The organism is Aeromonas sp. PrichA-15 (assembly GCF_017939245.1).
Taxonomy (GTDB): domain Bacteria; phylum Pseudomonadota; class Gammaproteobacteria; order Enterobacterales; family Aeromonadaceae; genus Aeromonas; species Aeromonas caviae.
Genome location: NZ_JAGKRH010000078.1, coordinates 16,934 through 41,634, shown reverse-complemented (window position 1 = coordinate 41,634; position 24,701 = coordinate 16,934). Strand labels below are relative to the sequence as shown.

Annotated in this window: 25 protein-coding genes; 24 read left to right on the top strand and 1 reads right to left on the bottom strand. The window is 62.6% G+C overall.

Annotated elements, in window-relative coordinates:
* Positions 1 to 1,025: IS21-like element ISAs29 family transposase (gene istA / locus J9889_RS12320; protein WP_210556850.1), on the bottom strand; the 1,025-nt coding region annotated here is incomplete at its 3' end.
* A 627-nt stretch (positions 1,026 to 1,652) separates the two neighbouring features.
* Here istA and J9889_RS12315 point away from each other — a divergent pair.
* From J9889_RS12315 to cheY, 24 genes are all read left to right on the top strand, one after another.
* The gene (locus J9889_RS12315) at positions 1,653 to 2,021 is read left to right on the top strand and encodes a helix-turn-helix domain-containing protein (RefSeq protein WP_010673910.1); all 369 of its coding nucleotides are present in this window, start codon (positions 1,653 to 1,655) and stop codon (positions 2,019 to 2,021) included.
* Between the two features lie 84 nt (positions 2,022 to 2,105).
* Positions 2,106 to 3,170, top strand: a complete 1,065-nt coding sequence (gene arsB / locus J9889_RS12310; RefSeq protein ID WP_210556848.1) for an ACR3 family arsenite efflux transporter — start codon at positions 2,106 to 2,108, stop codon at positions 3,168 to 3,170.
* 51 nt (positions 3,171 to 3,221) lie between these two features.
* Positions 3,222 to 3,647, top strand: coding sequence for a glutaredoxin-dependent arsenate reductase (gene arsC / locus J9889_RS12305; RefSeq protein ID WP_210556846.1), 426 nt, complete (start codon positions 3,222 to 3,224; stop codon positions 3,645 to 3,647).
* A gap of 103 nt (positions 3,648 to 3,750) precedes the next feature.
* A complete protein-coding gene (locus J9889_RS12300) occupies positions 3,751 to 4,527 on the top strand; it encodes a lipoprotein (protein ID WP_041212621.1) in 777 nt (258 codons plus the stop codon).
* A 379-nt stretch (positions 4,528 to 4,906) separates the two neighbouring features.
* Complete coding sequence (gene fliE, locus J9889_RS12295; RefSeq protein WP_029314161.1) at positions 4,907 to 5,224, top strand: flagellar hook-basal body complex protein FliE; 318 nt, start codon at positions 4,907 to 4,909, stop codon at positions 5,222 to 5,224.
* A gap of 55 nt (positions 5,225 to 5,279) precedes the next feature.
* The gene (gene fliF, locus J9889_RS12290) at positions 5,280 to 6,980 is read left to right on the top strand and encodes a flagellar basal-body MS-ring/collar protein FliF (RefSeq protein WP_041212623.1); all 1,701 of its coding nucleotides are present in this window, start codon (positions 5,280 to 5,282) and stop codon (positions 6,978 to 6,980) included.
* Entirely contained in the window at positions 6,973 to 8,034 is a 1,062-nt protein-coding gene (gene fliG, locus J9889_RS12285; RefSeq protein ID WP_010673917.1) for a flagellar motor switch protein FliG, read from the top strand. The genes fliF and fliG overlap by 8 nt, the downstream gene beginning before the upstream one ends.
* 69 nt (positions 8,035 to 8,103) lie before the next feature.
* A complete protein-coding gene (fliH, locus tag J9889_RS12280; RefSeq protein ID WP_010673918.1) occupies positions 8,104 to 8,907 on the top strand; it encodes a flagellar assembly protein FliH in 804 nt (267 codons plus the stop codon).
* 74 nt (positions 8,908 to 8,981) lie between these two features.
* On the top strand, positions 8,982 to 10,313 hold the full coding sequence (fliI, locus tag J9889_RS12275; protein ID WP_104455531.1) for a flagellar protein export ATPase FliI: 1,332 nt from the start codon (positions 8,982 to 8,984) through the stop codon (positions 10,311 to 10,313).
* Positions 10,314 to 10,339: 26 nt separating this feature from the next.
* Positions 10,340 to 10,780, top strand: coding sequence for a flagellar export protein FliJ (gene fliJ, locus J9889_RS12270; RefSeq protein ID WP_104455532.1), 441 nt, complete (start codon positions 10,340 to 10,342; stop codon positions 10,778 to 10,780).
* An 83-nt stretch (positions 10,781 to 10,863) separates the two neighbouring features.
* A complete protein-coding gene (locus tag J9889_RS12265; RefSeq protein ID WP_210556844.1) occupies positions 10,864 to 12,975 on the top strand; it encodes a flagellar hook-length control protein FliK in 2,112 nt (703 codons plus the stop codon).
* A gap of 57 nt (positions 12,976 to 13,032) precedes the next feature.
* Positions 13,033 to 13,539 (top strand): flagellar basal body-associated protein FliL, encoded by a 507-nt coding sequence (gene fliL / locus J9889_RS12260; RefSeq protein WP_209793468.1) that lies wholly within the window; start codon positions 13,033 to 13,035, stop codon positions 13,537 to 13,539.
* A gap of 10 nt (positions 13,540 to 13,549) precedes the next feature.
* Positions 13,550 to 14,623, top strand: a complete 1,074-nt coding sequence (gene fliM, locus J9889_RS12255) for a flagellar motor switch protein FliM (RefSeq protein ID WP_210556842.1) — start codon at positions 13,550 to 13,552, stop codon at positions 14,621 to 14,623.
* A gap of 42 nt (positions 14,624 to 14,665) precedes the next feature.
* On the top strand, positions 14,666 to 15,061 hold the full coding sequence (gene fliN / locus J9889_RS12250) for a flagellar motor switch protein FliN (RefSeq protein ID WP_010673924.1): 396 nt from the start codon (positions 14,666 to 14,668) through the stop codon (positions 15,059 to 15,061).
* Complete coding sequence (gene fliO, locus J9889_RS12245; protein WP_210556841.1) at positions 15,058 to 15,441, top strand: flagellar biosynthetic protein FliO; 384 nt, start codon at positions 15,058 to 15,060, stop codon at positions 15,439 to 15,441. The genes fliN and fliO overlap by 4 nt, the downstream gene beginning before the upstream one ends.
* Positions 15,428 to 16,186: a flagellar type III secretion system pore protein FliP gene (gene fliP / locus J9889_RS12240; RefSeq protein ID WP_210556840.1), complete on the top strand. Its 759-nt coding sequence runs from the start codon at positions 15,428 to 15,430 to the stop codon at positions 16,184 to 16,186. Before fliO ends, fliP begins: the two co-directional genes overlap by 14 nt.
* Positions 16,187 to 16,308: 122 nt before the next feature.
* Positions 16,309 to 16,578 (top strand): flagellar biosynthesis protein FliQ, encoded by a 270-nt coding sequence (gene fliQ, locus J9889_RS12235; RefSeq protein ID WP_010673927.1) that lies wholly within the window; start codon positions 16,309 to 16,311, stop codon positions 16,576 to 16,578.
* Positions 16,579 to 16,669: 91 nt separating this feature from the next.
* Complete coding sequence (fliR, locus tag J9889_RS12230) at positions 16,670 to 17,467, top strand: flagellar biosynthetic protein FliR (protein WP_010673928.1); 798 nt, start codon at positions 16,670 to 16,672, stop codon at positions 17,465 to 17,467.
* 74 nt (positions 17,468 to 17,541) lie between these two features.
* A complete protein-coding gene (gene flhB / locus J9889_RS12225) occupies positions 17,542 to 18,672 on the top strand; it encodes a flagellar biosynthesis protein FlhB (RefSeq protein ID WP_010673929.1) in 1,131 nt (376 codons plus the stop codon).
* 328 nt (positions 18,673 to 19,000) lie between these two features.
* Complete coding sequence (gene flhA / locus J9889_RS12220; protein ID WP_010673930.1) at positions 19,001 to 21,103, top strand: flagellar biosynthesis protein FlhA; 2,103 nt, start codon at positions 19,001 to 19,003, stop codon at positions 21,101 to 21,103.
* Between the two features lie 16 nt (positions 21,104 to 21,119).
* Positions 21,120 to 22,616, top strand: a complete 1,497-nt coding sequence (gene flhF / locus J9889_RS12215) for a flagellar biosynthesis protein FlhF (protein ID WP_041212630.1) — start codon at positions 21,120 to 21,122, stop codon at positions 22,614 to 22,616.
* A gap of 1 nt (position 22,617) precedes the next feature.
* Entirely contained in the window at positions 22,618 to 23,493 is an 876-nt protein-coding gene (locus J9889_RS12210) for a MinD/ParA family protein (protein WP_041215585.1), read from the top strand.
* Positions 23,486 to 24,205 (top strand): RNA polymerase sigma factor FliA, encoded by a 720-nt coding sequence (locus tag J9889_RS12205; protein WP_041212632.1) that lies wholly within the window; start codon positions 23,486 to 23,488, stop codon positions 24,203 to 24,205. Before J9889_RS12210 ends, J9889_RS12205 begins: the two co-directional genes overlap by 8 nt.
* A gap of 110 nt (positions 24,206 to 24,315) precedes the next feature.
* A complete protein-coding gene (gene cheY, locus J9889_RS12200) occupies positions 24,316 to 24,699 on the top strand; it encodes a chemotaxis response regulator CheY (protein WP_010673934.1) in 384 nt (127 codons plus the stop codon).
* The last annotated feature ends 2 nt before the right edge of the window (positions 24,700 to 24,701 follow it).

Genomic DNA, 24,701 nt, shown 5'->3' with positions numbered 1-24,701 from the left:
TAGTCGATGTTGACCTTGACCGTTTTGATGGCGACATAGCGATAGGGATGCACCGGTAGTGACCCCAGTGCCGGGCGGTCCAACTGCTCAAACGCCTCGCGTCGGTTACCGGGCAGCTGCTTGAACGGGCGCTCGTTGAGCTCATTTAACAAAGCCCGGATGCACTGGTTGAGCTCGGCAAGCGAGAAGAAGGTCTGATGGCGTAGACGGGCCAGGATCCAGCGCTCGACGATCTGCACACCCACCTCGGCCTTGGCTTTGTCCTTGGGCTTGTAAGGACGAGCTGGCATCACCGCCACCTGATAATGCTCGGCCAACTGCTGGTAGCTGGGGTTGAGCTCGGGATCGTATCGGCAAGCCTTGCTGACACCGCTCTTGAGGTTGTCGGGGATCAGTAGTGCCGGTGTACCACCGAAAAACTCAAAGGCACGGACATGGCTTTGCAGCCAGTCCGGCAGTGACTGGGACCAGGTGGCCTCGGCAAAGGTGTAGTTGGACGCACCAAGCACGGCGACAAAGATCTGGGCCTGACGGACCTCACCCGTAGTCGGCGAGACGATGGGCACCGTGGGCCCGCAGTAGTCGATAAAGAGCTTTTCCCCCGCCTTATGGATCTGGCGCATGGAGCGCTTTTGCAACTGACACCAGGACTTGTAACGGTCACAGAACTGGGAGTAGCTGTAACAGCTATTGGGATAGCGCTGGGTGTACTCCTCCCAGAGCAGCTGTTTGGAGACCCCCTTGCGCTTGAGCTCCTGATGGACAGAGGGCCAATCCGGTACAACATGGCGGGCCGAGATGGTGGTATCGGCCTGCGGATAGAACAGGGCCGCCAGTTGGCCATCATCAAGCTCGATAGGTAAAGGCCAGGTCAGGCCGAGCGTCTGGGCACTTTTGAGGAGTTTCTGGATGGAGCCAACGCTGACCTTGGTGCAGCAACTTATCTGGCGAACAGAGAGGTCAGCTTCCAGCCGCAGTCGCAGCACTTCACGAATTTTACGCATTGCAATCCTCTTGGCAGACATAGGCTCTTCCCTGGCAAAAGGGAGAGCGTATCAAAGGTTGTTAAATCAATGCGTTAAGGATGATTCTGGTGAATGTGAACAGTGATTCCGGGATGTTGAACACTGTTTCCGGAAAGGAGGTGCAAAGTGTTCAGGTTGAACCGGAATGAGCGTTCACGTTGGTCCGGAAATGGTGTTCACGTTGAACCAGAATCGGTGTTCATGATCGGCCGGAATATGCATCCCGTGATCACCTGATTGCGCCTCTCTCTCCTCCCCGGTTTCTCCCGGATTCCCCAGGCCCCGTCATCTGATGGCGGGGCCTGGGGCCATTTCTCGTTTCATCGCCTTTTGGTGCATCCGGCGCCGGGGGTTGTTCTGCGGCATTGCGGCTTTGCGGCGGGGCAGGGCGCCGCGGTGAGCGGGGCGGCCAACGGGAGGATTGTCCGGGGTAAGGTCATAAGATTGCCTTATAAAGAGAGGAAATATATTAGCCATATGACTGGTATGAGGCCGCTGGCGGGCACGACATGGCCGGGACGGCGCCTCTGGTGGCCCGTCCCGTCGCGATGTCGGCTAGGTGGTGACACTTTGATCATTTCAATAATTCTTGTATAGTTGAAATGAAGCATTCAAGGGGGGAGACCCATGAACAAAGAGACGGCCACCAAGGTCTTTGAATCGCTGGCTTCCGGCATCCGGCTCGAGGTGTGGCGGCTGCTGGTCAAGGCCGGGCTGGAGGGGCGGGTCGCGGGGGAGCTGGCCGGCGAGCTCGACATCGCCCCCAATACCCTCTCGTTTCACCTCAAGGGGATGCTCAACGCCGGGTTGCTGTCGGTGGAGCAGGAGGGGCGCTTTCTGCGCTACCGCGCCAACATCCCCCTGATGCTGGGAGTGATCGCCTACCTCACCGAGGAATGCTGCGCCGGTCATCCCGAGGCGTGCGGCCTGCTGCCCGCCGGGCCCGGCAGCGCTTCCCGCGCCGAGGGGCCGTCGCCCTGCTGCGGCGAGTCGTAACGGGCCAGGGCTGTCGATGCCCATGTGCCGTGTCATTCATCTATTCAACCTGGGGTGCGAGCGTGGATCGCACCGGGAGTCATCATGTCTGCAAACTGTGAGGCCAAGGCAGCCTCTGCCATCGGCTTTTTTGAACGTTATCTGACCGCCTGGGTCGCCCTCTGCATCCTGGTGGGCATTGGTCTGGGGCAGGGGTTGCCGAGTCTCTTCAAGGCCATCGGCGCCATGGAGGTGGCCAGGGTCAACCTGCCGGTGGGGCTGCTTATCTGGGTGATGATCATCCCCATGCTGCTCAAGATCGACTTTGGCGCCCTGCACCAGGTGAAGGGGCACCTCAAGGGAATCGGGGTCACCCTCTTCATCAACTGGCTGGTTAAGCCCTTCTCCATGGCCTTCCTCGGCTGGCTCTTCATCCGGGTGCTGTTTGCCGACTGGCTGCCGGCGGATCAGCTCGACAGTTACGTGGCTGGGCTGATCCTGCTGGCAGCGGCCCCCTGTACCGCCATGGTGTTTGTCTGGAGTCGCCTCACCAACGGCGATCCCTACTTCACCCTGTCGCAGGTGGCGGTGAACGACCTCATCATGGTGTTTGCCTTTGCCCCGCTGGTGGCGCTGCTGCTCGGGGTCTCCAGCATAGTCGTGCCCTGGGATACCCTGCTCACCTCGGTGGTGCTCTACATCGTCATCCCTGTCATCCTCGCCCAGCTGCTGCGCAAGGCCTTGCTGAGAAAGGGGCAGGCCCATTTTGACGGCGTCATGACCCGCATCCAGCCCTGGTCGGTGGCGGCCCTGCTGCTCACCCTGGTGCTGCTGTTCGCCTTCCAGGGCAACGCCATCATGGAGCAGCCGCTGGTCATCGCCCTCCTGGCGGTGCCCATCCTGATCCAGGTGCTGTTCAACTCAGGGCTCGCCTACTGGCTCAACCGCAAGGTGGGGGAGAAGCACTCGGTGGCCTGCCCTTCCGCCCTGATCGGGGCCTCCAACTTCTTCGAGCTGGCGGTGGCCGCCGCCATCAGCCTGTTCGGCTTTCATTCGGGCGCGGCGCTCGCCACCGTGGTCGGGGTGCTCATCGAGGTGCCGGTCATGCTGCTGGTGGTGCGCGTGGTCAACGCCAGCAAACCCTGGTACGAGGCGGGACTAAGGCGCTAACGGATGGCCACTAACCCATTTCTATTCACTTGAGTCATGAGAGACAGGCAAATGAGTGCAATCACCCTCTATCACAACCCGGAGTGCGGCACCTCCCGCAACACCCTCGCGCTGATTCGCAACAGCGGTGTGGAGCCCACCATCATCCACTATCTGGAGACGCCCCCCTCCCGCGACGAGCTGGTGGCCCTGATCGCCGCCATGGGCATGCCGGTGCGCGATCTGCTGCGAAAGAACGTGCCCCCCTACGAAGTGCTGGGGCTGGCAGAAGATCGCTTCAGCGATGACGAACTGATCGACGCCATGCTGGCCCATCCCATCCTCATCAACCGGCCCATCGTGGTCACGCCCCTCGGCACCCGGCTGTGCCGCCCGTCGGAGGTGGTGCTCGATATCCTGCCCGACCCGCAGCAAGGGGCCTTTGCCAAGGAGGATGGTGAGCAGGTGGTGGACGGTCAGGGCAAACGGCTTCGTTGAGCCCCTGCGCGTCAGCGTCTGACCCGCGCCGGGGGGATGCCCTTAACGGGCAGGCGCCAGATCTGCTACTGTGACCTTCGACTCATCACAGAGGGTGGAAACAATGAAGATTCGATTCCTGGTGATAGCCACGGCACTGGCGCTGGCCTCGACCCCCGGTCTGGCCGACTGGGCAAAGCTGAAGGAGGCCGCCTCCGAACTCGGTACCGCGGTGAGCGATACCAGCAAGGAGGCGTGGAAGGGGATCACCGATTTTTCCAAGGAGACCTGGGAGTCGGTGTCCAGCTGGGGGGCCGAGGCCTACAACAAGGCGGGGGCCTGGACGGCAGAGAGTGCGGCCACCGGCAAGGAGTGGCTGACCGCCGCCGACAAGAAGCTCGACACCATGCTCGAGCCCAAGACCCCGGAGGAGGCGAGAACCGCCCTCGATACCATGGCCGATACCGCCCTGGTGCGGCTGTTCAACGAGCAGCCCTCGGCCAAGTTGCTGTTTGACAAGGCTTATGGCTATGCGGTGTTCGACTCGCGCAAGTTCTCCCTGATGATCCACACCAATCAGGGGGCCGGGGTCGCCGTCAATCGCACCAGTGGCAAGCACACCTACATGAAGATGTTCGGTGCCGGTCTTGCGGCCGGGATCGGCGGCAAGTTCTACCAGCAGGTGATCCTGTTCGAGGACAAGGCGAGGTTCGATGCCTTCGTCAGCAAGGGGTGGGAAGCCACCTCCGAGGTGGGCGCCGTGGCGGGCAAGGAGAGCGCCGAGCTCACCGCCAAGTACAATGGCGGCATGGCCATCTACCAGATTGGCGAGAAGGGGCTGTTGCTTGACGCCAACATCTCGGGCTCCAAGTACTGGCTGGATGATGACCTGAACAAGTGATCCCTGCCGATCTGACTCGTTTTTTCTTGGAGGAGATCGAGGTGCACTCTGTTTAATTGTCGGGACTTGCAGTAAAAAGAGGGCCTTGGGCCCTCTTTTTCATGGGCGCCGCACAGAGTCCAGCGACAAGGAGAGCAAGATGACCCATGAGGCCGAGCAGGATCGGATGGTTGCCCACCGCCGGGAGTGGGACAAGCAGAGCATCTACCTGCGGCGGCTGCTGGGCGATCCCCCCGGCTCTGCGGCCTGATCCCCGGATGGCCGGTGCCCGTCGGCCTGATCGCGCCCCGCTTTTATCCCTGATCTCGAGATCTCGCTCTGGTTGGCACCTTTATTGCTTCAAGCCAGTCAGTGTCAATGATTTGTCTGGGAAGGGAAGATGGAAATTAGCGCAAGCAGCCTGATGCAAGAGATGCAGGCCCTCAAGGTGGAAGCCGGTGCCACGCCGTTGACCCAGCCCGGTCGTCCGGTCAGCTCGGATTTCGGCCAGATGCTGCAACAGGCCCTGGACAACGTCAACGAGTTGCAGGGCACCGCCAACGATCTGCGTACCCGCTTCGATCTCGGCGACAAGTCGGTGGATCTCTCCCAGGTGATGATCGCCGGCCAGAAATCCTCCATCGCCTTCGAGGCGACGGTGCAGGTGCGCAACAAGATGGTCGATGCCTACAAGACCATCATGAACATGCCGGTGTAACTCGGGCCCATGGCGACCGAGCATCATGAAGATGTCAGCAATAAGGACATAAACCGTGGCAACTGATCAAAACGGCGATCTGCTGATCAACAACGAGGGGGCGGCCGCCCTCGACGAGCACGAGCAGAAGAGCTCGGCGCTGGGCTTCCTGTCCAACACCGATGTGTTGCGCCAGATCACCCTGATCCTGGGGCTGACCATCTGTCTGGCCATCGCCGTCTTCATCCTCTTGTGGGGCAAGGAGCCGGAGATGCGTCCCCTCGGCACCTTCACCACCCAGGAGCTGGTCTCCACCCTGGATTACCTGGATCAGCAGAAGATCCCCTATCAGGTGGATGGCAAGAGCGTGCTGGTCAGTGCTGAAAACTATGCGGACATCCGGTTGCGCCTGACCCGCGCCGGTCTGGCCAACAACAGCGACGCCAGCAACGACGGCGAAGCCATCCTGCTCAAGGACTCCAGCTTCGGCGTCAGCCAGCGCATGGAGAGCGAGCGCCTGAAACTGAGCCGCGAGCGTCAGCTGGCGAGCGCCATCGAGCAGTTCCAGAACGTAGCCAAGGCCCAGGTGCTGCTGGCCATCCCGAAAGACAACGTGTTTGCCCGCAACGAACGCAAGCCCAGCGCCACCGTGGTCCTGAGCCTCAAGGGCAACGCCCTGGGCCAGGGTGAGGTGGACTCCATCGTCGACATGGTCGCCTCCGCCGTTCACGGTCTGGAGCCGACCCGCGTCACCGTGACCGACCAGAACGGTCGCCTGCTCAACTCCGGCTCCCAGGATCCCCTCTCTGCCCAGACCCGCAAGGAGTTTGCGATGCAGCAGAAGCAGGAGCTCGAATACAAACAAAAAATTGACGCCATCCTGATCCCGGTGCTGGGGGCCGACAACTATACGGCAGAGGTGGATCTCTCCCTCGACTTCTCCCAGCAGGAACAGACCCGCAAGACCTACAACCCGGACCTGCCGGCGGTGCGCTCCGAAATGACCATGGAAGAGAACAGCGCCAGCGGCAGCAACGGCGGGGTGCCCGGCGCCCTCTCCAACCAGCCGCCCGCCGCGTCCAACATTCCCGAGCAGGCTGCCGGCGGGGAAGGAACCGCCTCTTCCGGCCGTTCCCGCAAGGAAGCGACCCGCAACTTCGAACTGGACACCACCGTCAGCCACATCCGGCGCCAGCAGGGCGGCATTCGCCGCATGACGGTGTCGGTGGCGGTGGATTACAAGGCCATCCCCGGCGCCGACGGTGCCGTGACCCGGGAAGCCCGCAGCCAGGCCGAACTCGATACCCTGCGCCGTCTGCTGAGCGGCGGTCTGGGCTTTGACGTGACCCGGGGGGATACCCTGGAGGTGGTCGCCATTCCGTTCAACCGTCCGGAACTCGAGACCGTGGCCGACATCCCCCTCTACGAGCAGCCCTGGTTCTGGCGCGCGGTGCGCATCGCCGCCTCAGTGCTGGTCATCATAGTGCTCATCGTCACCGTGGTGCGGCCCATGCTCAAGCGCCTGCTCTACCCGGACGCCAAGCCGGAAGGGGAGCTGGACTTCGACAACCACACCGTGCTGGGTGGCGACGACGAACTGAGCCTGCTGGCCGCCCAGGCCGAGGCCGAACCGGTATTCGGTCTGCGGGATGGTCAGCTCAAGCTGCCTGACCTGCACCGTGACGAGGATCTGCTCAAGGCCGTGCGCGCCCTGGTAGCGAACGAACCTGACCTGGCCGCCCAGGTCATCAAAGAATGGGTAACCAAAGATGCCTGAAGAGAATAAAAGCCAGGTCACCGGCAACGACATCACCGAAAGCCAGCGTCTGATCCTGGATCAGATGGGGGGCATGGAGATGGCGGCGGTGCTGATGCTGAGCCTCAACGAGGAGGACGCGGCCCAGATCTTTCGCCACCTCGAGCCCAAGCAGGTGCAGCGGCTCGGCATGTCCATGGCCTCCATGTCGGATTTCAGCCACGATCGGGTGGCGGCGGTGCATCGTCAATTTATCGACGACATCCAGAAGTACACCAACATCGGCATCGGCAGTGAAGACTTCGTGCGCAAGGCTCTGGTGGCGGCGCTCGGGGAGGACAAGGCCAGCAACCTGGTGGATCAGATCATCCTGGGCTCAGGCGCCCGTGGCCTCGACTCCCTCAAGTGGATGGATGCCCGCCAGGTGGCCAGCATCATCCAGAACGAGCACCCGCAGATCCAGACCATCGTCCTCTCCTATCTGGAGCCGGAGCAGTCCGCCGAGATCCTGAGCCAGTTCCCGGAGCAGGTGCGCTTGGATCTGGTGATGCGCATCGCCAACCTCGAAGAGGTGCAACCGGCGGCGCTGCAGGAGCTCAACGACATCATGGAGAAACAGTTCGCCGGTGCAGCCGGTGCCCAGGCGGCCAAGATGGGCGGCCTGAAGGCGGCGGCCAACATCATGAACTACCTGGACACCAACATCGAAGGGCAGCTGATGGACTCCATCCGCGAGTCGGACGAGGAGATGAGCCAGCAGATCCAGGATCTGATGTTCGTGTTCGAAAACCTCATCGACGTGGACGATCGGGGTATCCAGACCCTGCTGCGGGAAGTGCCCGGGGATCTGCTGCAACGGGCCCTCAAGGGGTCGGACGACCAGATGCGGGAAAAAGTATTCAAGAACATGTCCAAGCGGGCCGCCGAGATGCTGGCGGACGACCTCGAGGCCATGGGGCCGATCCGGGTCTCCGAGGTGGAGGCCGCCCAGAAGGAGATCCTCTCCACGGCGCGCCGCCTGGCGGATGCGGGCGAGATCATGCTGGGGGCGGGTGGTGGCGAAGAGTTCCTCTAAGCCATGGGCCATGGAATGTGCGATGATGTCGGCCCTGTACCCGGCCCTCGATAGGAGTCTCTTCGGCACATGAATGACAAGAACAGCAAACTGCGCGGCTATCTGAGGCCCGAGTCCGACACGGCGCAGATTGAGACCTGGGGCTGGCCAGAGATGGAGACCGAAGCCGAGGTCGAGACCAATGCCCTGGGGCTGGCTCCTGACTGGTATCGTCAGGAGCAGGCCGATGCGGCCCTGCCGGAAGAACAACCCGAAGAACCCGCCCCCAGCATCACCGCCGAAGAGGTGGAGGCGATTCGTCAGGCCGCCTGGGAAGAGGGGATGCGCGATGGGCGCGAGGCCGGTTTTGCCAAGGGGCTGGAAGAGGGCAAGCTCGAAGGCTTGCAGCAGGGCCACCAGGCCGGGCTGGAGCAGGGCAGGGAAGAGGGACTCGCCATGGGGCGGGAGCAGGTGGAGCTGGAGATAGCCCGCTGGCAAGCCCTGGTCTCACGCCTGGCCACTCCCCTTGGCGAGATGGACGAGGCGGTGGAGCAGCAGCTCATCGCCCTGGTGCAACAGCTCGCCCGCGCCCTCATCCGCCATGAGGCGCAAACCTCCCCCACGCTGCTGCTGGAGGCCCTCAAGCAGGGGTTGGCCCTGCTCCCTGCCGCCGAGCAGGGGGTCACCCTGATGCTGCACCCGGAGGATGTGACCCGGGTAGAGGCCGCTTTTGGCGCCGAGGAGTGCGCCAGGCGCCACTGGCGGCTGCAAAGCGAGCCCACCTTCTCCCCCGGCGATCTGCAACTGGCCACCGAGCTTTCCAGCATCGATCTTACCCTCTGTGGGCGCATCGATCAGCTGCTGCGCAATTTCCTGCGTGACAACGCGAGCTGAGCCATGGCCCGGTTCGAACCCGTCGTGCAGCGCCCTGCTGACGGCATCATCAGGCACCCATCGTCGGAGGCGACATGACGGCACCCCTTCTTGATCGGCTTAAAGGCTACCGGGTTCGCGAGCAGGCCCCCATACCGCCCGTGGCAGGCAAGCTCACCCGGGTGGTGGGGTTGACCCTGGAAGCCATTGGCTGCCGCGCCGCCATCGGCTCCCTGTGCCGTATCGATACCCAGGATGGGGCCCTGGAGGCCGAGGTGGTGGGGTTTGCCGGGGATCGCCTGTTCTTGATGCCGAGCGAGCAGCTCAAGGGGGTCATTCCCGGCGCCCGGGTGGTGCCCGTCACCGAAGATCACGGCATTCCGGTGGGCATGAGTCTGCTTGGCCGGGTCATCGACGGCATCGGCCAGCCCCTGGACGGGCTCGGTCCCATCCTCTCGTCCCAGACGGTGCAGTTCGCCCAGCACCGCATCAATCCCCTGGCCCGTCGCCCCATCCATCAACCCATGGACGTGGGGGTACGGGCCATCAATGCCGTGCTCACCGTGGGCCGGGGTCAGCGCATGGGGCTGTTCGCCGGCTCCGGTGTCGGCAAATCCGTGCTGCTTGGCATGATGACCCGGGGCTCGGTGGCGGATGTCGTCGTGGTGGGCCTCATCGGCGAGCGGGGCCGGGAGGTGAAGGAGTTCATCGAGGAGATCCTCGGCGCCGAGGGGCGCGAGCGCGCCGTGGTGGTGGCCGCCCCTGCCGATGCCTCGCCGCTGATGCGCCTCAAGGGGTGCGAGACGGCGCTCGCCATCGCCGAGTATTTCCGCGAGCAGGGGCTCAACGTGCTGCTGCTGATGGACTCCCTCACCCGCTACGCCCAGGCCCAGCGGGAAATTGCACTGGCGGTGGGGGAGCCGCCGGCCACCAAGGGCTATCCCCCCTCGGTGTTTGCCAAATTGCCGGCGCTGGTGGAGCGGGCCGGCAACGGCAGCGACGGTCAGGGTTCCATCACGGCGTTCTTCACCGTGCTGACGGAGGGGGACGATCTGCAGGACCCCATCGCCGATGCGGCGCGGGCCATCCTCGACGGCCACATCGTGCTGGCGCGGGAGCTGGCGGATGCGGGGCACTACCCGGCCATCGACATCGAGAAGTCCATCAGCCGGGTCATGCCCATGGTCACCTCGCCTGAGCACATGGAGCTGGCGCGCACCTTCAAGCAGTTCTACTCCCTCTACCAGCAGAACCGGGATCTCATCACCATAGGCGCCTACAGCCAGGGATCGGATCCCAGGATCGACCGGGCCATCATCCAGAAACCCTATCTGGATCAGTTCTTGCAACAGAAGATGCGCGAGGTCATTCCCTACGACGAAGGCCTGCAATCCCTGCACATGGTCGCCATGCCATTGATGCGTTGAGCCGATAATGCCGCTGGAGTGCCGAGATGAGTAAAGGATTGGAGTTGCTGGCGACCCGATTGGTGGAGGCCGAGAACCAGGCCGCCATGGCGCTGGCCAAGGCGCAGCAGGACTTGAAGCTGTTTATGGAGCAGCAAGAGGCGCTGAATCAGTACCGCCAGATCTATCACCAGCAGTGGACCGACCGCGGTCTGCAGGGGATCAGCCCCCAACAGAACAGCCAGTATCACGCCTTCATCAACAAGCTCGAGAATGCGGCCACCCAGCAGTACCAGGGGGTGCTTCAGGTGCGCGAGGCGCTGGCCCAGTGCCGTACCCAGTGGCTCGAGGCCCAGCAGCGGCGCAAGGCGGTGGAGCTGTTGCTGGAGAAGAAGGCGGACAAGGTGCGCCAGAAGGCCCAGCGCCAGGAGCAGAAGATGCTGGACGATTACGCCATCCAGCGTCGTTACCACCAATCTGGCCTGTAATTTGCTTTCCATAGTCTGAACGGGCACGTGGCCTACCCCGCTGCTCGTGCTGTCATCACCGAATCGTCGCCAGGGATCCCAGCATGATACAGACCCAGTTGATTAAAACGCCCGCTCAGGTGCTTTCCAGCGACAGCAGTGCGTCCTCGGCGCTTCCCATCGGAGGAGTAGAGGGGGGTCAGCTGCCGGTCGATGGCAAGGTTGCCTTCTCCGACGCCATGGTCAGGGCCCAGCTGATGGGCAAGGCCCCCGCCAGTCAGGCCGCGATGACGCCTCAGGTGAGTGACGATATCCCGCAGACGAACGGCGCTGATGCCAAATCTTTGGCGTCTGCCGACCTCCCTGCCGACGAGACCCAGCCCGCGAGGGCGGCGGGTGACGAGCCGGGTCTGCCCCCCGACGATTTCCTTCAGCAGTTGCAGGCCTCCCTGCGTCAGGACGTGAGCCTGGTGCACCCCGCCGTGCCTCCTTCACCTCAGGGAGAGAGTGCGCCCGTCGACGGCAATGACTTGCCGCCCGAGTCGCAGCCGCTGGTCGAGTCCCGTGCCCTGTCCGGGCCCGGTGCCGAAGGCAAGGGCGTTACCGCAAAGCCTGCACCGATGCCGCCGAGCGGCCCTGTGCCGGGCAGCGCAGGACTGACCGAGCTGGCACAGACCGGGGCGACAGCCCGTGGCCCGATACAGAGTGGCCAGGCACAGGGCGACGTGACACAAAGCGACCTTGCCAGAGGCGCCCTGGCTCAGACCGGATTCGCAAAGGCTGAGCCAGCACTAGCAGCGGACGGCGAGACGACGCAAACCGCGGTGCGCGGCGATGTCCAGAGCGTGGATAAATCTGCTACGACCGAGGCTGGCGCAAGCAAGGGGGGACAAGGGACCCTGGCAGACGCCCTTGTGGCGAGCGACGCAGAGCTCGGATCCGCCGCTCCCGACCAGATTGCGGAGAAAGGCACGGAGAAGGGTACAGACAAGGCCGCCGACACTGGCGCCACACGGGCCAAGACCGAGGGGCCATCCCCCCTGTCCGGCGCGGAGCGGGCGGCTTTGCTATCAAAAGTGATCCCGAGCCCGGAGGCCGCTGCTGACAAGGGAACCGGCACTGCGGTACACCTCGAAGCCCCAACGGCGCAGGCCGGTGCGGCCAGGTCCTTCGGCGAGGGGCTGGTCAAGGTTGGTCTGGACAGTCAGGTGACAGCCCAGGGTGACGCGCCCAATGCCGCTGGGAACCTGCCCCGTGAGGCCAGCACCCGGGACGGGCTGACGGGCACGACCGGGGACGGCAAGCCCGGCTCGGCTCAGGACGCATCGGAGAACAAGCCGGTGCAGGCAGCCAGGCTCGAACAGAATACGACCAAGCCGGAACAGAATACGGCTCAGACCGGCAGCCCCAGCCCGGCAGCCGCCCCCGTGAGCACCCCGGAGCCGACGCTGGCGGCGCCGCAACAGATCCTGGCCCGCCAGGAGTCCCAGGGGCCCCAGGCCTCTCTGACGGCCTTGTCGGCCGGCATCCAGCAGATGGAGTCGGCCCCCGCGATGGTCAAGGTTGCCGCCGAGTTCAAGAAGAGCGATATGAAGGGGTCCCTGGACGAAGTGGGCAAGCCTGGCGGGGTTGAGACCAAGGGGGCGGGACAGACCGACGCCACGGCCTCCCTGCCGCCTGCCCAGACGGCGGCTGGCGAGAGCAAGCCCGCGGCCGAGCTCGCCGCACGGCGGGAGCCCCAGAGTCTGCCCCACCTCAAGCTGGCGACCCCGGAGGCGCCGGCCCAGTTGCACCAGAAGGTGAACCTGATGCTGGCGGACAAGCTGCAACAGGCGGAGATCCAGCTCGACCCCCTGGGCCTTGGCAAGATGAAGATCCAGATCCAGATTGATGCCTCCAGCCAGGCCAACGTCCACTTCGTGGTGCAGCATGGCCAGACCCGGGAGATGCTGGAGCAGGCCATGCCGCGGCTGAGGGAGATGCTGGCGGGACAGGGGATCCAGCTCGGCCAGACCCAGGTGCAGCAGCAGTCGCAACAGCAGGCGCAGCAGCAGGCCCAGCAGCAATCCCAGGGCCAGTCAGCCTTCGGTGGTCAGGGTCAGCAGGGGGGGGGCGGCTTCGGTGGCGGCGAGCAGACGGGGGGCGAGGGCGGGTCCCGCACCCTGAGCCTGCTGGTGGAATCGGCAAACGATGCCGGGATCGATTTCTATGCTTGATGCATTCATAAGTAAGTTTATGATACCGAACAAGTTTAAGACTAGGGTGGACAAGGGATGGCAGAGGATAACGAGCTGACGCTGAAAGACCCGGCGGCGGCCAAGAAAAAGAAGTTGATCATGATAGTCGCCCTGGTTGTCGTCCTGCTGGGCGGCGGCGGGGCCGGTGCCTGGTTCATGTTCGCCGGCTCGGATACACCGCCGGCCGAGCAGGCCGAGGCCAAGCCTGAGGCCAACACGCCCCAGCCCTCACTCTATGTGGGCATGCCGCGCCCCTTCGTGTTCAACGTGGCGGGCAGCCAGCGGGATCGGCTGGTGCAGATCAAGATCCAGCTGATGGTGCGGGGGGCCCCCGACGAGACCCTGGCCAAACAGAATATTCCCCTGATCGAAGGCACCCTGCTGCGGGTCTTCAGCGCGGCGACAGCCGAACAGCTGATGACCTTCGAAGGCAAGGAGAAGCTGCGACAGGACTCGCTGGAAGAGTGTCGCCGGGTGCTGAACGACCTGGTCTCTTCCCCCGTAATCGAACAAGTGCTGTTTACCGGCTTTGTCATGCAATAAAAGGTGAAGCGTGAGCGATCTGTTAAGTCAGGACGAAATTGATGCCCTGCTGCACGGTGTCGATGATGTCGAAGAGGAAGAGTTAGGGCCTGCCGGGGATCCCGGCATCACCCAGTTCGACTTTTCTTCCCAGGACCGCATCGTCCGTGGCCGCATGCCGACCCTGGAGCTGGTGAACGAACGCTTCGCCCGCCACATGCGCATCAGCCTGTTCAACATGATGCGGCGCACCGCGGAGGTGTCGATCAACGGCGTGCAGATGCTGAAGTTCGGCGAGTACGTGCACACCCTGTTCGTGCCGACCAGCCTGAACATGGTGCGCTTCCGCCCCTTGAAGGGCACGGCGCTCATCACCATGGAGGCCCGCCTCGTCTTCATCCTGGTGGAGAACTTCTTCGGCGGTGACGGCCGCTACCACGCCAAGATCGAGGGGCGGGAATTCACCCCCACCGAGCGGCGCATCATCCAGATGCTGCTCAAGCTGGTGTTCGAGGACTACAAGGATGCCTGGGCGCCGGTGATGGACGTGGGCTTTGAATACCTCGACTCCGAAGTGAACCCGGCCATGGCGAACATCGTCAGCCCCACCGAGGTGATCGTGGTGAGCTCCTTCCACATCGAGCTGGACGGCGGTGGCGGCGACTTCCACGTGGCCATGCCCTACTCCATGCTGGAACCCATCCGCGAATTGCTGGATGCGGGGGTGCAGAGCGACAAAGGGGATACCGACGTGCGCTGGAGCAAGGCCCTGCGCGACGAGATCATGGACGTCAAGGTGGAGCTCAAGGCCAAGCTGCTGGAGACCGAGCTCTCCTTGCGTGAGCTGATGGAGCTCAGACCCGGGGACATCATCCCGGTGGAGATGCCGGAGAACCTGCTGGTCTTTGTGGAGGACTTGCCCACCTTCCACGCCAAGATGGGGCGCACCAAGGAGAACGTGGCGCTCAAGATCACCGACAAAATCAAGCGCCCTGACGGGGTCAAGACAGAGATGCATCTGGTGACCCGCGGGGGCGTGCGCATTGATGGCGAAGCCGAGCTGGAAGAGCTCGAGCGAAGCATCTCTGACAAACACCCTGATTGATCCTCCCCCCGGGGGAGGTGTTGCAACACTGAGGAATTGAAGATGAGCGGAACCGATGACGAGCAGGATTTGATGGCTGACGCCTGGGCGGCCGCACTGGAGGAGCAGGTCACGGCCGAAGCCAAGCCTGCCCCCCTGGAGGAGTTGAAGGACGAAGCCCCCATCAGCGCTGAAGAGCGGCGCAAGCTGGACACCATTCTGGACATCCCGGTGACCATCGCCATGGAAGTGGGCCGCAGCCAGATCAGCATTCGCAACCTGCTGCAACTGAACCAGGGTTCGGTGGTGGAGCTGGATCGGGTGGCGGGTGAGCCCCTGGATGTGCTGGTCAACGGCACCCTGATCGCCCACGGCGAGGTGGTGGTGGTGAACGACAAGTTCGGTATCCGCCTCACCGACGTCATCAGCCAGATTGAAAGGATCAAGAAGCTCAAATGATCCGTGTGCTCCCGTTGTGGCTGTTTTCCCTGCCAGCCCTGGCCAACCCGGGGGTAGGGGCCAATCCCCCCAGCCTCACCTCCTGGCTGCTCTCCAGCCTGATGGTGATCGGCCTCATCCTGGTGCTCGGCTTCCTGCTCAAGAAGAGCAAGCTTTCCCAGGCGATGGGAGGGGGCCAGATGAAGGTCATCGCCACCCTGCCCCTTGGCTACAAGGAGAAGCTGATGGTGGTCAAGGTGGGCGGCCAGCAGCTGCTGGTCGGGGTGACGCCGCAGCAGGTCAACTTCCTCTATCGCCTGGAGGAGCCGCTGGACGAGAGCCAGCCCCAGGCGTTCTCCGAGCAACTGGGCAAACTGATGGGCAAGCATGAACAACGTTAACTGGACCCGGTGGCTGGCACTGCTCTCTCTGGTGCTCTCGCCCCTGGCGATGGCCCAGGACGGCATGTCGGCACTCACCGTCAAGACCATGGCGGATGGCAGTCAGGAGTACAGCCTGACCCTGCAGGTACTGGCGCTGATGACCGCGCTCTCCTTCCTGCCGGCCATGGTGATCATGATGACCTCCTTCACCCGAATCATCGTGGTGCTCGGCATCCTGCGCCAGGCCATCGGTCTGCAGCAGAGCCCCTCCAACCAGGTGCTGATCGGCATCGCCCTCTTCATGTCGTTTTTCATCATGTCGCCGGTGCTGGATCGCATCAACAACGAGGCGTTGCAGCCCTATCTGGCCGAGACCATCGGGGCCAAGGAGGCCCTGGAGAAGGCGGAGCTGCCCATTCACCAGTTCATGCTGGCCCAGACCCGGGTCAAGGATCTCAATACTTTCATGGAGATAGCGAACGTGCAGGTAGCCGAGCCTGCTGACGTGCCGCTGCGGGTGCTGATCCCGGCCTTTGTCACCAGCGAGCTCAAGACCGCTTTCCAGATAGGCTTCATGCTATTTCTGCCCTTCCTGGTCATCGATCTGGTGGTCGCCAGTATCCTGATGGCCATGGGGATGATGATGCTCTCCCCCATGCTGGTCTCCCTGCCGTTCAAGCTGATGCTGTTCGTCATGGTAGATGGCTGGAACCTTATTCTGGGCTCCCTGGCCACCAGCTTCGGGCTGGGCTCGGGTGGTTAGGGGAGGGCAGACCCTCCCCCGGCTCTCCCATTCACTCGGGGAGGAAGCGAGGCCTCTCTTTCTCTCGAAAGAGGAGGCCAGGAGGATGCGGCCCTGGGCAAACCCATCACAAGGAGCGAGCAATGAGTCCTGAAACCTTCGTCGACGTCTTTCGCGAGGCGCTTTGGCTGGTGACCATCATGGTGTGCGCCGTGATCCTGCCGAGCCTGATGGTGGGGTTGGTGGTCGCCATCTTCCAAGCCGCCACCTCCATCAACGAACAGACCTTGAGCTTCCTGCCCCGTCTGGTGGTCACCCTGCTGGCCCTGGGGGCGGGGGCTCACTGGGGATTGCAGAGTCTGATGGACTTCTTCCAGCTGATGGTGAGCCAGATCCCCGAGGTGGTGGGCTGATGCCAGCCAAGGGCCACTCTTTTGCTCTGGCCGAGGCAGACCGGGGCCTGCGTCCTCCCGTTGGCTTGCCCCTGCCGGGAGTGTTGCTGTCATGACCTACACCACGGCGCTCATCATGGAGTGGCTCTCCTCCATCCTCTGGCCTCTGGCCCGGGTGAGCAGTCTCCTGATGGTGATGGCGGTCTTCGGCAGCCGGCTCGCCCCCGCCCATATCCGTATCGGCCTGGCGCTGGCGATCACCCTCATCATCGCCCCCCTGCTGCCCCCCATGCCGAAGATCGAGCTCTTCTCCCTAGGCAGCTTCCTGGTGCTGGGGCAGCAACTGCTCATCGGCATCGCGCTCGGCCTCATGACCCAGTTCCTGCTGGAGACCTTCGTGATGGCGGGTCAGGTCATCGCCATGCAGACCAGCCTGGGCTTTGCCACCCTGGTGGATCCCATGAACGGCCAGTCGGCTCCCGTGGTGGGCCAGTTCTACCTGATGCTGGCGACCCTGGTGTTTCTCGCGGTGGACGGCCACCTGCTGATGCTGCGCATGGTGGTGCTGAGTTTCGAAACCCTGCCGGTATCTGACAGCGGGCTCACCCTGCCTGCCATCCGCAGCCTGGTGAGCTTTCTCGGGGTCATGTATCAGGCTTCTCTGGTGATGGCGCTTTCGGCCATCATCGCCCTGCTGCTGATCAACTTCGCGTTCGGGGTGATGACCCGTGCGGCCCCCCAGCTTAACATCTTCAGCATCGGCTTTGCGGTCAGCATGATGTCGGGCCTGTTCATCCTCTGGCTCACCATAGGTGGCTTCATGGGGCACTTCGACGCGCTCTGGGAGCGGGTGCAGGAGACCAGCTGCGAGCTCATCAACGTCCAGTGCTTCGGGGGCCAGCATGACTGAGGCCCTCCCGGTTGCGGCCCTTTTGCTGCCAGTCTGGCGGGCCGCCAGTCGGCTGATGCCGGCAGGAGGCCAGCATGGCTGATACCGATCAGGAACGCACAGAACAACCCACGGGCAAACGACTGCAACAAGCCCGGGAAAAAGGGCAGATTGCACGTTCCAAGGAGCTGGGTACCGCCAGCGTCCTGCTGGCGACCGTGTTCGGCCTCCTGATGATCAAGGAGAGTCTGGCAGGGGCCATGATCAAGGTACTCACCATGGGCTTTACCCTGGACCGGGATCAGGCGTTCGACCCCAATGCCATGGGGGCCATGGTGCCTGCCCTGCTGGGGGAGCTGATCCAGCCTCTGGGGCTGCTGTTCATGCTGGTGATCATCGCCGCCTTCGTCGGCAACACCCTGCTCGGCGGGATGAACTTCTCCTCCGAGGCCATGCTGCCCAAGTGGAGCAAGCTGAGCCCCCTGAGCGGCATCAAAAGGATGTTTGGGGTGCAATCTCTGGTGGAACTTGTCAAATCCATCGCAAAAGTGGTGTTTATTAGTCTGTTCGCCTGGTGGATGCTATCAAGCCAGTTCAACCATCTGCTGAATCTCTCTCTTGAGGGCTTTCCCGGCGGCATCGTCGATGCCCTGGACCTGCTGCTCTGGATGCTGATCATCCTCTGCTGCGCCCTGATCCCTATTGTCGCCATCGATGTGCCGTTCCAGAGCTGGAACCACAATCGCCAGCTCAAGATGACCAAGCAGGAGATCAAGGACGAGTTCAAGGACAGCGAAGGCAAGCCCGAGGTCAAGGGGCGGATACGCCAGTTGCAGATGCAGATGGCCATGCGCCGCATGATGGGGGATGTCCCCAAGGCCGATGTGATCATCACCAACCCGACCCACTATTCGGTGGCGCTCAAATACGATGCGGGCAAGCCGGGGGCTGCGCCCAAGGTACTGGCCAAGGGGGTCGACGAGGTGGCGATGAAGATCCGGGAGATCGGGCGCGAATACGACATCCCCGTCATGTCCTCCCCGCCGCTCACCCGGGCCCTTTACCACGCCACCGAGATTGGCCAGGAGATCCCGGAGGGGCTCTTCGCCGCCGTCGCCCAGGTGCTGGCCTATGTCTATCAGCTCAAGAAGTTCCGCCGTGGCCGCGGCCGGCGTCCGACCCCCATCGCCACGGATCTGCCCATTCCACCCGAGTTTCGCAAATAACGCAGTGGAGGCAGCCTGATCCCGGGTTCTCTCCCTTGCGCCCCCGCGTTTCGCAAATAAAGCGGTGGGATGTCCCCACCATCCGATCTCTCCCTTGTGTCGAAAACAAGGCCGCAATCTCCCTGTCGAGGCGCGGCGCCTCGCCCCATGGCCTGGGCTGGCCTTTGGCCGGCTTGGTGAAGGCAGCTTCCCCCTGTCACCATTCCCCGTGACGCCAACGACGGACTTCTGACAGCGTTAAAATAAAAGCCATATAGATCAATGCATTGAATCCTTGGCTTGATATTTGCTTTAATCCGTCATTGGCAGTTTATCATTGAGAAGCACGATGGGATTCAAAGCGGGACTGGGCCGTTTCAAAGAGTACAAGTGGCTGCTCAGCAGAGGGGTAGGGACGCCGCTGCTGGTATTGGCCTCTCTGGGGATGGTGGTACTCCCCATTCCGCCCCTGATGCTGGATATCCTCTTCTCATTCAACATCGCCCTCTCCATCGTGGTGCTGCTGGTGGCGGTCTATACCCGCCGCCCCCTGGAATTTGCCGCCTTCCCCACCGTCTTGCTGATCGCCACCCTGCTGCGGCTCGCCCTCAACGTCGCCTCCACCCGGGTGGTGTTGCTGGAAGGCCACAACGGCAGCGCGGCGGCAGGCCATGTGATCGAGGCGTTCGGCAACGTGGTGATCGGCGGCAACTATGCCGTGGGCATCATCGTCTTCATGATCCTGGTGATCATCAACTTCGTGGTGGTCACCAAGGGGGCGGGCCGGATCTCAGAGGTGAGCGCCCGCTTCACCCTTGACGCCATGCCCGGCAAGCAGATGGCCATCGATGCGGATCTGAACGCCGGTCTCATCAACCAGGAAGAGGCCAAGAAGCGCCGTCAGGACGTGACTCAGGAAGCGGACTTCTACGGCTCCATGGACGGTGCCTCCAAATTCGTGAAGGGGGATGCCATCGCGGGCATCATGATCCTCTTCATCAACATCATCGGCGGCTTCATCATCGGCATGATGCAGCACCAGCTCACCTTCGGCGAAGCGGCCCAGGTCTATACCCTGCTCGCCATCGGTGACGGTCTGGTCGCCCAGATCCCCTCGCTCCTGCTCTCCATTGCCGCGGCCATCATCGTCACCCGTCAGAATACCGACCAAGACATGGGAACAGCGGTACTCGGCCAACTGTTCGAAAATCCCAAGGCGCTGGTGATCTCCGCAGGCATCCTGCTGATGATGGGCAGCGTGCCCGGCATGCCGCACCTGGCTTTCCTGAGCCTGGGGGCGGTGGCGGCGGCGGGCGCCTGGTGGCTGCTGCGCCGCGAGAAGCAGAACAAGGCGAAGGCGGCGAGCGGCGAACTCATGCCGGCCCAGGGGGATGCCCCGGTGGAGCAGAAGGATCTCAGCTGGGACGACGTCATGCCGGTGGACATCATCGGCCTGGAGGTGGGTTATCAGCTGATCCCGCTGGTGGACAAGAATCAGGGGGGCGAGCTGCTCAACCGGATCAAGGGGGTGCGCAAGAAGCTCTCCCAGGAGCTGGGCTTTCTGGTGCCTGCCGTCCACATTCGCGACAATCTGGATCTTGCCCCCAACCAGTACCGCATCACCCTGATGGGCGTGAGTACGGGGGAAGCCACCGTCTATCACGACAAGGAGATGGCCATCAACCCGGGGCAGGTGTTCGGCCAGATCCACGGTATCGCCACCCAGGACCCGGCGTTCGGGCTGGAGGCGGTCTGGGTCGCCAAGGAGCAGGTCTCCCAGGCCCAGACCCTTGGCTACACCGTGGTCGATGCGGCCACCGTGGTGGCTACCCACCTGAGCCAGATCCTCTCCAACCATGCGGCGCTGCTGCTGGGTCATGACGAGGTGCAACAACTGCTTGACATGATAGGGAAGCATCAGAGCAAGCTGGTGGAAGGACTGGTTCCCGAGGTGATCAGCATGGGCAACCTGGTGAAGGTATTGCAGAATTTGCTCAATGAAGGCGTGCCAATTCGCGATATGCGCACTATCCTGCAGACCCTCGTGGAATATGCGCCCCGCAGCCCGGACCCGGAAGTGCTGACCGCAGCCTGCCGGATCGCCCTGCGTAGATTGATTGTGCAGGAGATTGCCGGCCCCGAGCCCGAGCTGCCGGTGATCACCTTGTCACCAGAACTGGAACGTATATTGCATCAATCCCTGCAAGCAGGTGGGGGAGATGGCGCCGGTATCGAACCGGGACTGGCGGAGCGGATGCAACGCTCCCTGGTGGAAGCCACTCAACGACAAGAACTGGAAGGCCAGCCGGCCGTGCTTCTGACATCGGGGATATTGCGCAATACCCTGGCGAAATTTGTCAAGAATGCCATTCCTGGATTACGCGTGCTGTCCTATCAGGAAGTGCCTGACGACAAGCAGATCCGCATCGTCAGTGCGGTGGGACAGGGCTAGTTAGCGGAGATGACGGGTGAAGATTAAGCGGTTTTTTGCCAAAGACATGCGCACGGCGCTGGCCGAGGTCAAGGAGACTCTCGGACCCGATGCCGTCATCATGTCCAACAAAAAGGTCACCGGTGGGGTGGAGATAGTCGCGGCCGTCGATTATCAATCCCAGGTACCGGGGCCCAAAGACGCGCCGGTTCGCCGTCAGTTGAATGAAGAGAGCGTCAATATCTCGTCTGCGGGCAAGCAGATGACGAGGTCGGCGCCACCCAAGGAACAGAACGAATACTACGCCGATACCCTGGCGGCCCTGCTGGCACGCCAGCAGAAGCTCAATCCGGCCAACCCGGCGGGTGGCAATGCCGCACCGGGATCATGGTCTGGCAACGGAGGCAACGGTCAGCCGGCCTCGGCCTCCTGGCCCGCCAATGGCGCTGCCGGCACCCAGTCCGCCGGACTGGCGGGCGCGGCCAGTGCTCCCAGAACCCTGGCCGAACAGGGCCAGTGGGGCGCCGCTCCCGAGCCCGCCAAGCCCAAGGCCCGTCCTGCCGCCGCCCCGCGCCAGGCCCAGTCCGCCCAGCGAGATCAGGAGATGGAGGGGATGCGCAAGGAGATGGCCAGCATCCGCAAGCTGCTGGAGCACCAGATCTCCGGCCTGATGTGGCAGGAGGTGGAACGCCGCGAACCCATGCGCGCCCTGCTCATCAAGGAGCTCAAGAAGATGGGGTTTGACGACGCCTTCGCCGATCAGCTGGCGGGCCTCATCCCCGAAGACATGCCGATCCATCAGGCCATGGCCCAGCTGGCCGAGGTGCTGACGGCCCAGCTCAAGATCAGCGAGGACGAGATCCTGCGTCAGGGAGGGGCGGTGGCCCTGCTCGGACCGACCGGGGTGGGCAAGACCACCACCATCGCCAAGCTGGCGGCTCGCTTTGCCATGAAGTATGGCGCCGAGCAGGTGGCGCTCATTACCACGGACAACTACCGGATCGGGGCCCACGAACAGCTGCAGACCTATGGTCGCATCATGGGTTGCCCGGTGCGTCAGGTGCGGGACGCCGAAGAGCTGGCCAGTGCCCTCTATCAGTTCCGCCATCGCCGGCTGGTGCTCATCGACACCGCCGGGGTGGGTCAGCGGGATATCCGCCTGACCGAACAGCTCGACACCCTGGTGAAGAATGCCAAGGTGCGTATACGCAGTTATCTGGTCATGTCGGCCACCTCCCAGCGACGGGTGATGCAGGAGGCGGTGGATCACTTCCGGCGCATTCCGCTCTCCGGCTGCATTCTGACCAAGCTAGACGAGAGCCTGAATCTGGGTGAAGTGATCAACGTGTGCATTCAAAACGCCCTGCCCATCAGTTACATCACCGACGGGCAACGGGTGCCGGAAGATATTCAAGTTGCCAACGCGGCGCTGCTGGTCGGTGCCGCCATGGGGTCGCTGGAACGGGAAGCAGAAGATCCCTATTTCTGGGGATCGGGTTTTGGCGAATCCGAAGATTCGGAGTTTTATGAGTAACATGTATATGGATCAGGCGAGTGGTCTGCGCAAAATGCGTCAAAACAATCGAGTGAAAGTGATCGCCGTGTCCGGAGGCAAGGGGGGCGTCGGCAAGACCAACGTGACCCTGAACGTGGCGGGAGCCATGGCCGCCCAGGGCAAGCGGGTGTTGGTGCTGGACGCCGACCTTGGCCTGGCCAACGTCGACGTCATGCTGGGGCTGAGGGTGCATCGCAACCTCTCCCATGTGCTGGCGGGGGAATGCACCCTGGATGACATCATCGTCGAGGGGCCCTACGGCATGATGATAGTGCCAGCCACCTCGGGTACCCAGTCCATGGTCGAGCTCTCCCCGGTACAACATGCCGAGCTCATCCGCGCCTTCAGCGAGATGAAGACCCAGGTGGACGTGTTGCTGGTGGACACGGCGGCGGGGATTTCCGACATGGTGCTGAGCTTCACCCGCGCCGCCCAGGACATCATGGTGGTGGTGTGCGATGAACCCACCTCCATCACGGATGCCTACGCGCTCATCAAGATCCTCTCCAAGGATCACGGTGTGTTCCGCTTCAAGGTGGTGGCCAACATGGTCCGCTCCCTGCGCGAGGGGCAGGAGCTGTTCGCCAAGCTGACCCGGGTCACCGACCGCTTCCTGGATACCTCCCTGGAGCTGGTGGCCTGCGTGCCTTACGACACCAACCTGCGGGCCGCGGTGCGCAAGCAGAAACTGATAGTTGAGGCGTTTCCAAAATCCCCTGCCGCCCTGGTATTTCGTGCCCTGGCGAACAAGGCGGCGAGCTGGCCCATCCCGAATCAGCCGGGCGGCCACCTCGAATTTTTCCTGGAAAACTTGTTGCAAAAGCCGGTCATAACACAGGAAGACTCCCGTGAATAAAGCCCAAGCATACTTGCGTCATCAGGATTCCTACGTGCTGGTCGAGCGACACGCTCCGCTGGTCAAGCGGATTGCCCAGCATTTATTGGCTCGCCTGCCAAGCAGTGTCTTGCTGGATGACCTGATCCAGGCAGGTATGATTGGGCTGCTCGAAGCTTCCCGCAACTTTGACGGCAGCAAGGGCGCCAGCTTTGAAACCTATGCCGGCATCCGCATCCGTGGTGCCATGCTCGACGAGATCCGCCGTGGGGACTGGGTGCCCCGCTCGGTGCACCGCAACAGCCGTGCCATCGCAGAAGCGATCGAGAACGTGGAGCAGGCCCATGGCCGGGATGCCAGAGACACCGAGGTGGCCGCCAATATGGGGGTGTCCCTCGGGGAGTACCATGCCATGCTGCAGGATGTCTCCTGCGGCAAGATCATCGGCATTGAGGATCTGGGCGTCAGTGAAGATGTCATCGGTCATCCCGATGACGGCAACGGTCAGGGAGGATTCGACGATCTGGCGGCCGAACGCTTCCAGGGGGCTCTGGCCGAGCACATCGCCCGCCTGCCGGAGCGGGAGGCGCTGGTGCTCTCCCTTTATTACGATGAAGAGCTGAATCTGCGCGAGATCGGTGAAGTATTGAGTGTGAGTGAGTCTCGGGTGAGCCAGATTCATAGTCAGGCCATGCACAGGCTGCGCGCCCGTTTGCGAGATTGGAATTTATAAGTGGTTGTACTGGCTACACTGGAGCACAACTCTAAGGCATAATCCGCACCATAAAACCTGCGATCTGCATCATGTAAGTGAGCCGTCTTGGCGGCTATTTAGGAGGAACTTTGGACAAGAACATGAAAATCCTCATCGTCGATGACTTTTCAACGATGCGCCGGATTATCAAGAACTTGCTGCGTGACCTGGGATACAACAATACCCATGAAGCAGACGATGGCAACACGGCGTTGCCGATGCTGAAAAATGGCGACTTCCAGTTCGTGGTCACCGACTGGAACATGCCCGGCATGCAGGGCATCGACCTGCTCAAGGCGATTCGCCTCGACGACAAGCTCAAGCACCTGCCGGTTCTGATGGTGACTGCCGAAGCCAAACGCGAGCAGATCATCGAAGCCGCCCAGGCCGGGGTCAATGGCTATATCGTCAAGCCGTTCACCGCTGCCACCCTCAAAGAGAAGCTCGACAAAATCTTTGAACGTATCGGCTAAGG

Excerpts from the sequence above, each read along its gene's own strand:
- J9889_RS12315 (WP_010673910.1), top strand. The coding sequence starts at position 1,653 with ATGAACAAAGAGACGGCCACCAAGGTCTTTGAATCGCTGGCTTCCGGC.
- arsB (WP_210556848.1), top strand. The coding sequence starts at position 2,106 with ATGTCTGCAAACTGTGAGGCCAAGGCAGCCTCTGCCATCGGCTTTTTT.
- arsC (WP_210556846.1), top strand. The coding sequence starts at position 3,222 with ATGAGTGCAATCACCCTCTATCACAACCCGGAGTGCGGCACCTCCCGC.
- J9889_RS12300 (WP_041212621.1), top strand. The coding sequence starts at position 3,751 with ATGAAGATTCGATTCCTGGTGATAGCCACGGCACTGGCGCTGGCCTCG.
- fliE (WP_029314161.1), top strand. The coding sequence starts at position 4,907 with ATGGAAATTAGCGCAAGCAGCCTGATGCAAGAGATGCAGGCCCTCAAG.
- fliG (WP_010673917.1), top strand. The coding sequence starts at position 6,973 with ATGCCTGAAGAGAATAAAAGCCAGGTCACCGGCAACGACATCACCGAA.
- fliH (WP_010673918.1), top strand. The coding sequence starts at position 8,104 with ATGAATGACAAGAACAGCAAACTGCGCGGCTATCTGAGGCCCGAGTCC.
- fliI (WP_104455531.1), top strand. The coding sequence starts at position 8,982 with ATGACGGCACCCCTTCTTGATCGGCTTAAAGGCTACCGGGTTCGCGAG.
- fliJ (WP_104455532.1), top strand. The coding sequence starts at position 10,340 with ATGAGTAAAGGATTGGAGTTGCTGGCGACCCGATTGGTGGAGGCCGAG.
- J9889_RS12265 (WP_210556844.1), top strand. The coding sequence starts at position 10,864 with ATGATACAGACCCAGTTGATTAAAACGCCCGCTCAGGTGCTTTCCAGC.
- fliL (WP_209793468.1), top strand. The coding sequence starts at position 13,033 with ATGGCAGAGGATAACGAGCTGACGCTGAAAGACCCGGCGGCGGCCAAG.
- fliN (WP_010673924.1), top strand. The coding sequence starts at position 14,666 with ATGAGCGGAACCGATGACGAGCAGGATTTGATGGCTGACGCCTGGGCG.
- fliO (WP_210556841.1), top strand. The coding sequence starts at position 15,058 with ATGATCCGTGTGCTCCCGTTGTGGCTGTTTTCCCTGCCAGCCCTGGCC.
- fliP (WP_210556840.1), top strand. The coding sequence starts at position 15,428 with ATGAACAACGTTAACTGGACCCGGTGGCTGGCACTGCTCTCTCTGGTG.
- fliQ (WP_010673927.1), top strand. The coding sequence starts at position 16,309 with ATGAGTCCTGAAACCTTCGTCGACGTCTTTCGCGAGGCGCTTTGGCTG.
- fliR (WP_010673928.1), top strand. The coding sequence starts at position 16,670 with ATGACCTACACCACGGCGCTCATCATGGAGTGGCTCTCCTCCATCCTC.
- flhB (WP_010673929.1), top strand. The coding sequence starts at position 17,542 with ATGGCTGATACCGATCAGGAACGCACAGAACAACCCACGGGCAAACGA.
- flhA (WP_010673930.1), top strand. The coding sequence starts at position 19,001 with ATGGGATTCAAAGCGGGACTGGGCCGTTTCAAAGAGTACAAGTGGCTG.
- J9889_RS12210 (WP_041215585.1), top strand. The coding sequence starts at position 22,618 with ATGTATATGGATCAGGCGAGTGGTCTGCGCAAAATGCGTCAAAACAAT.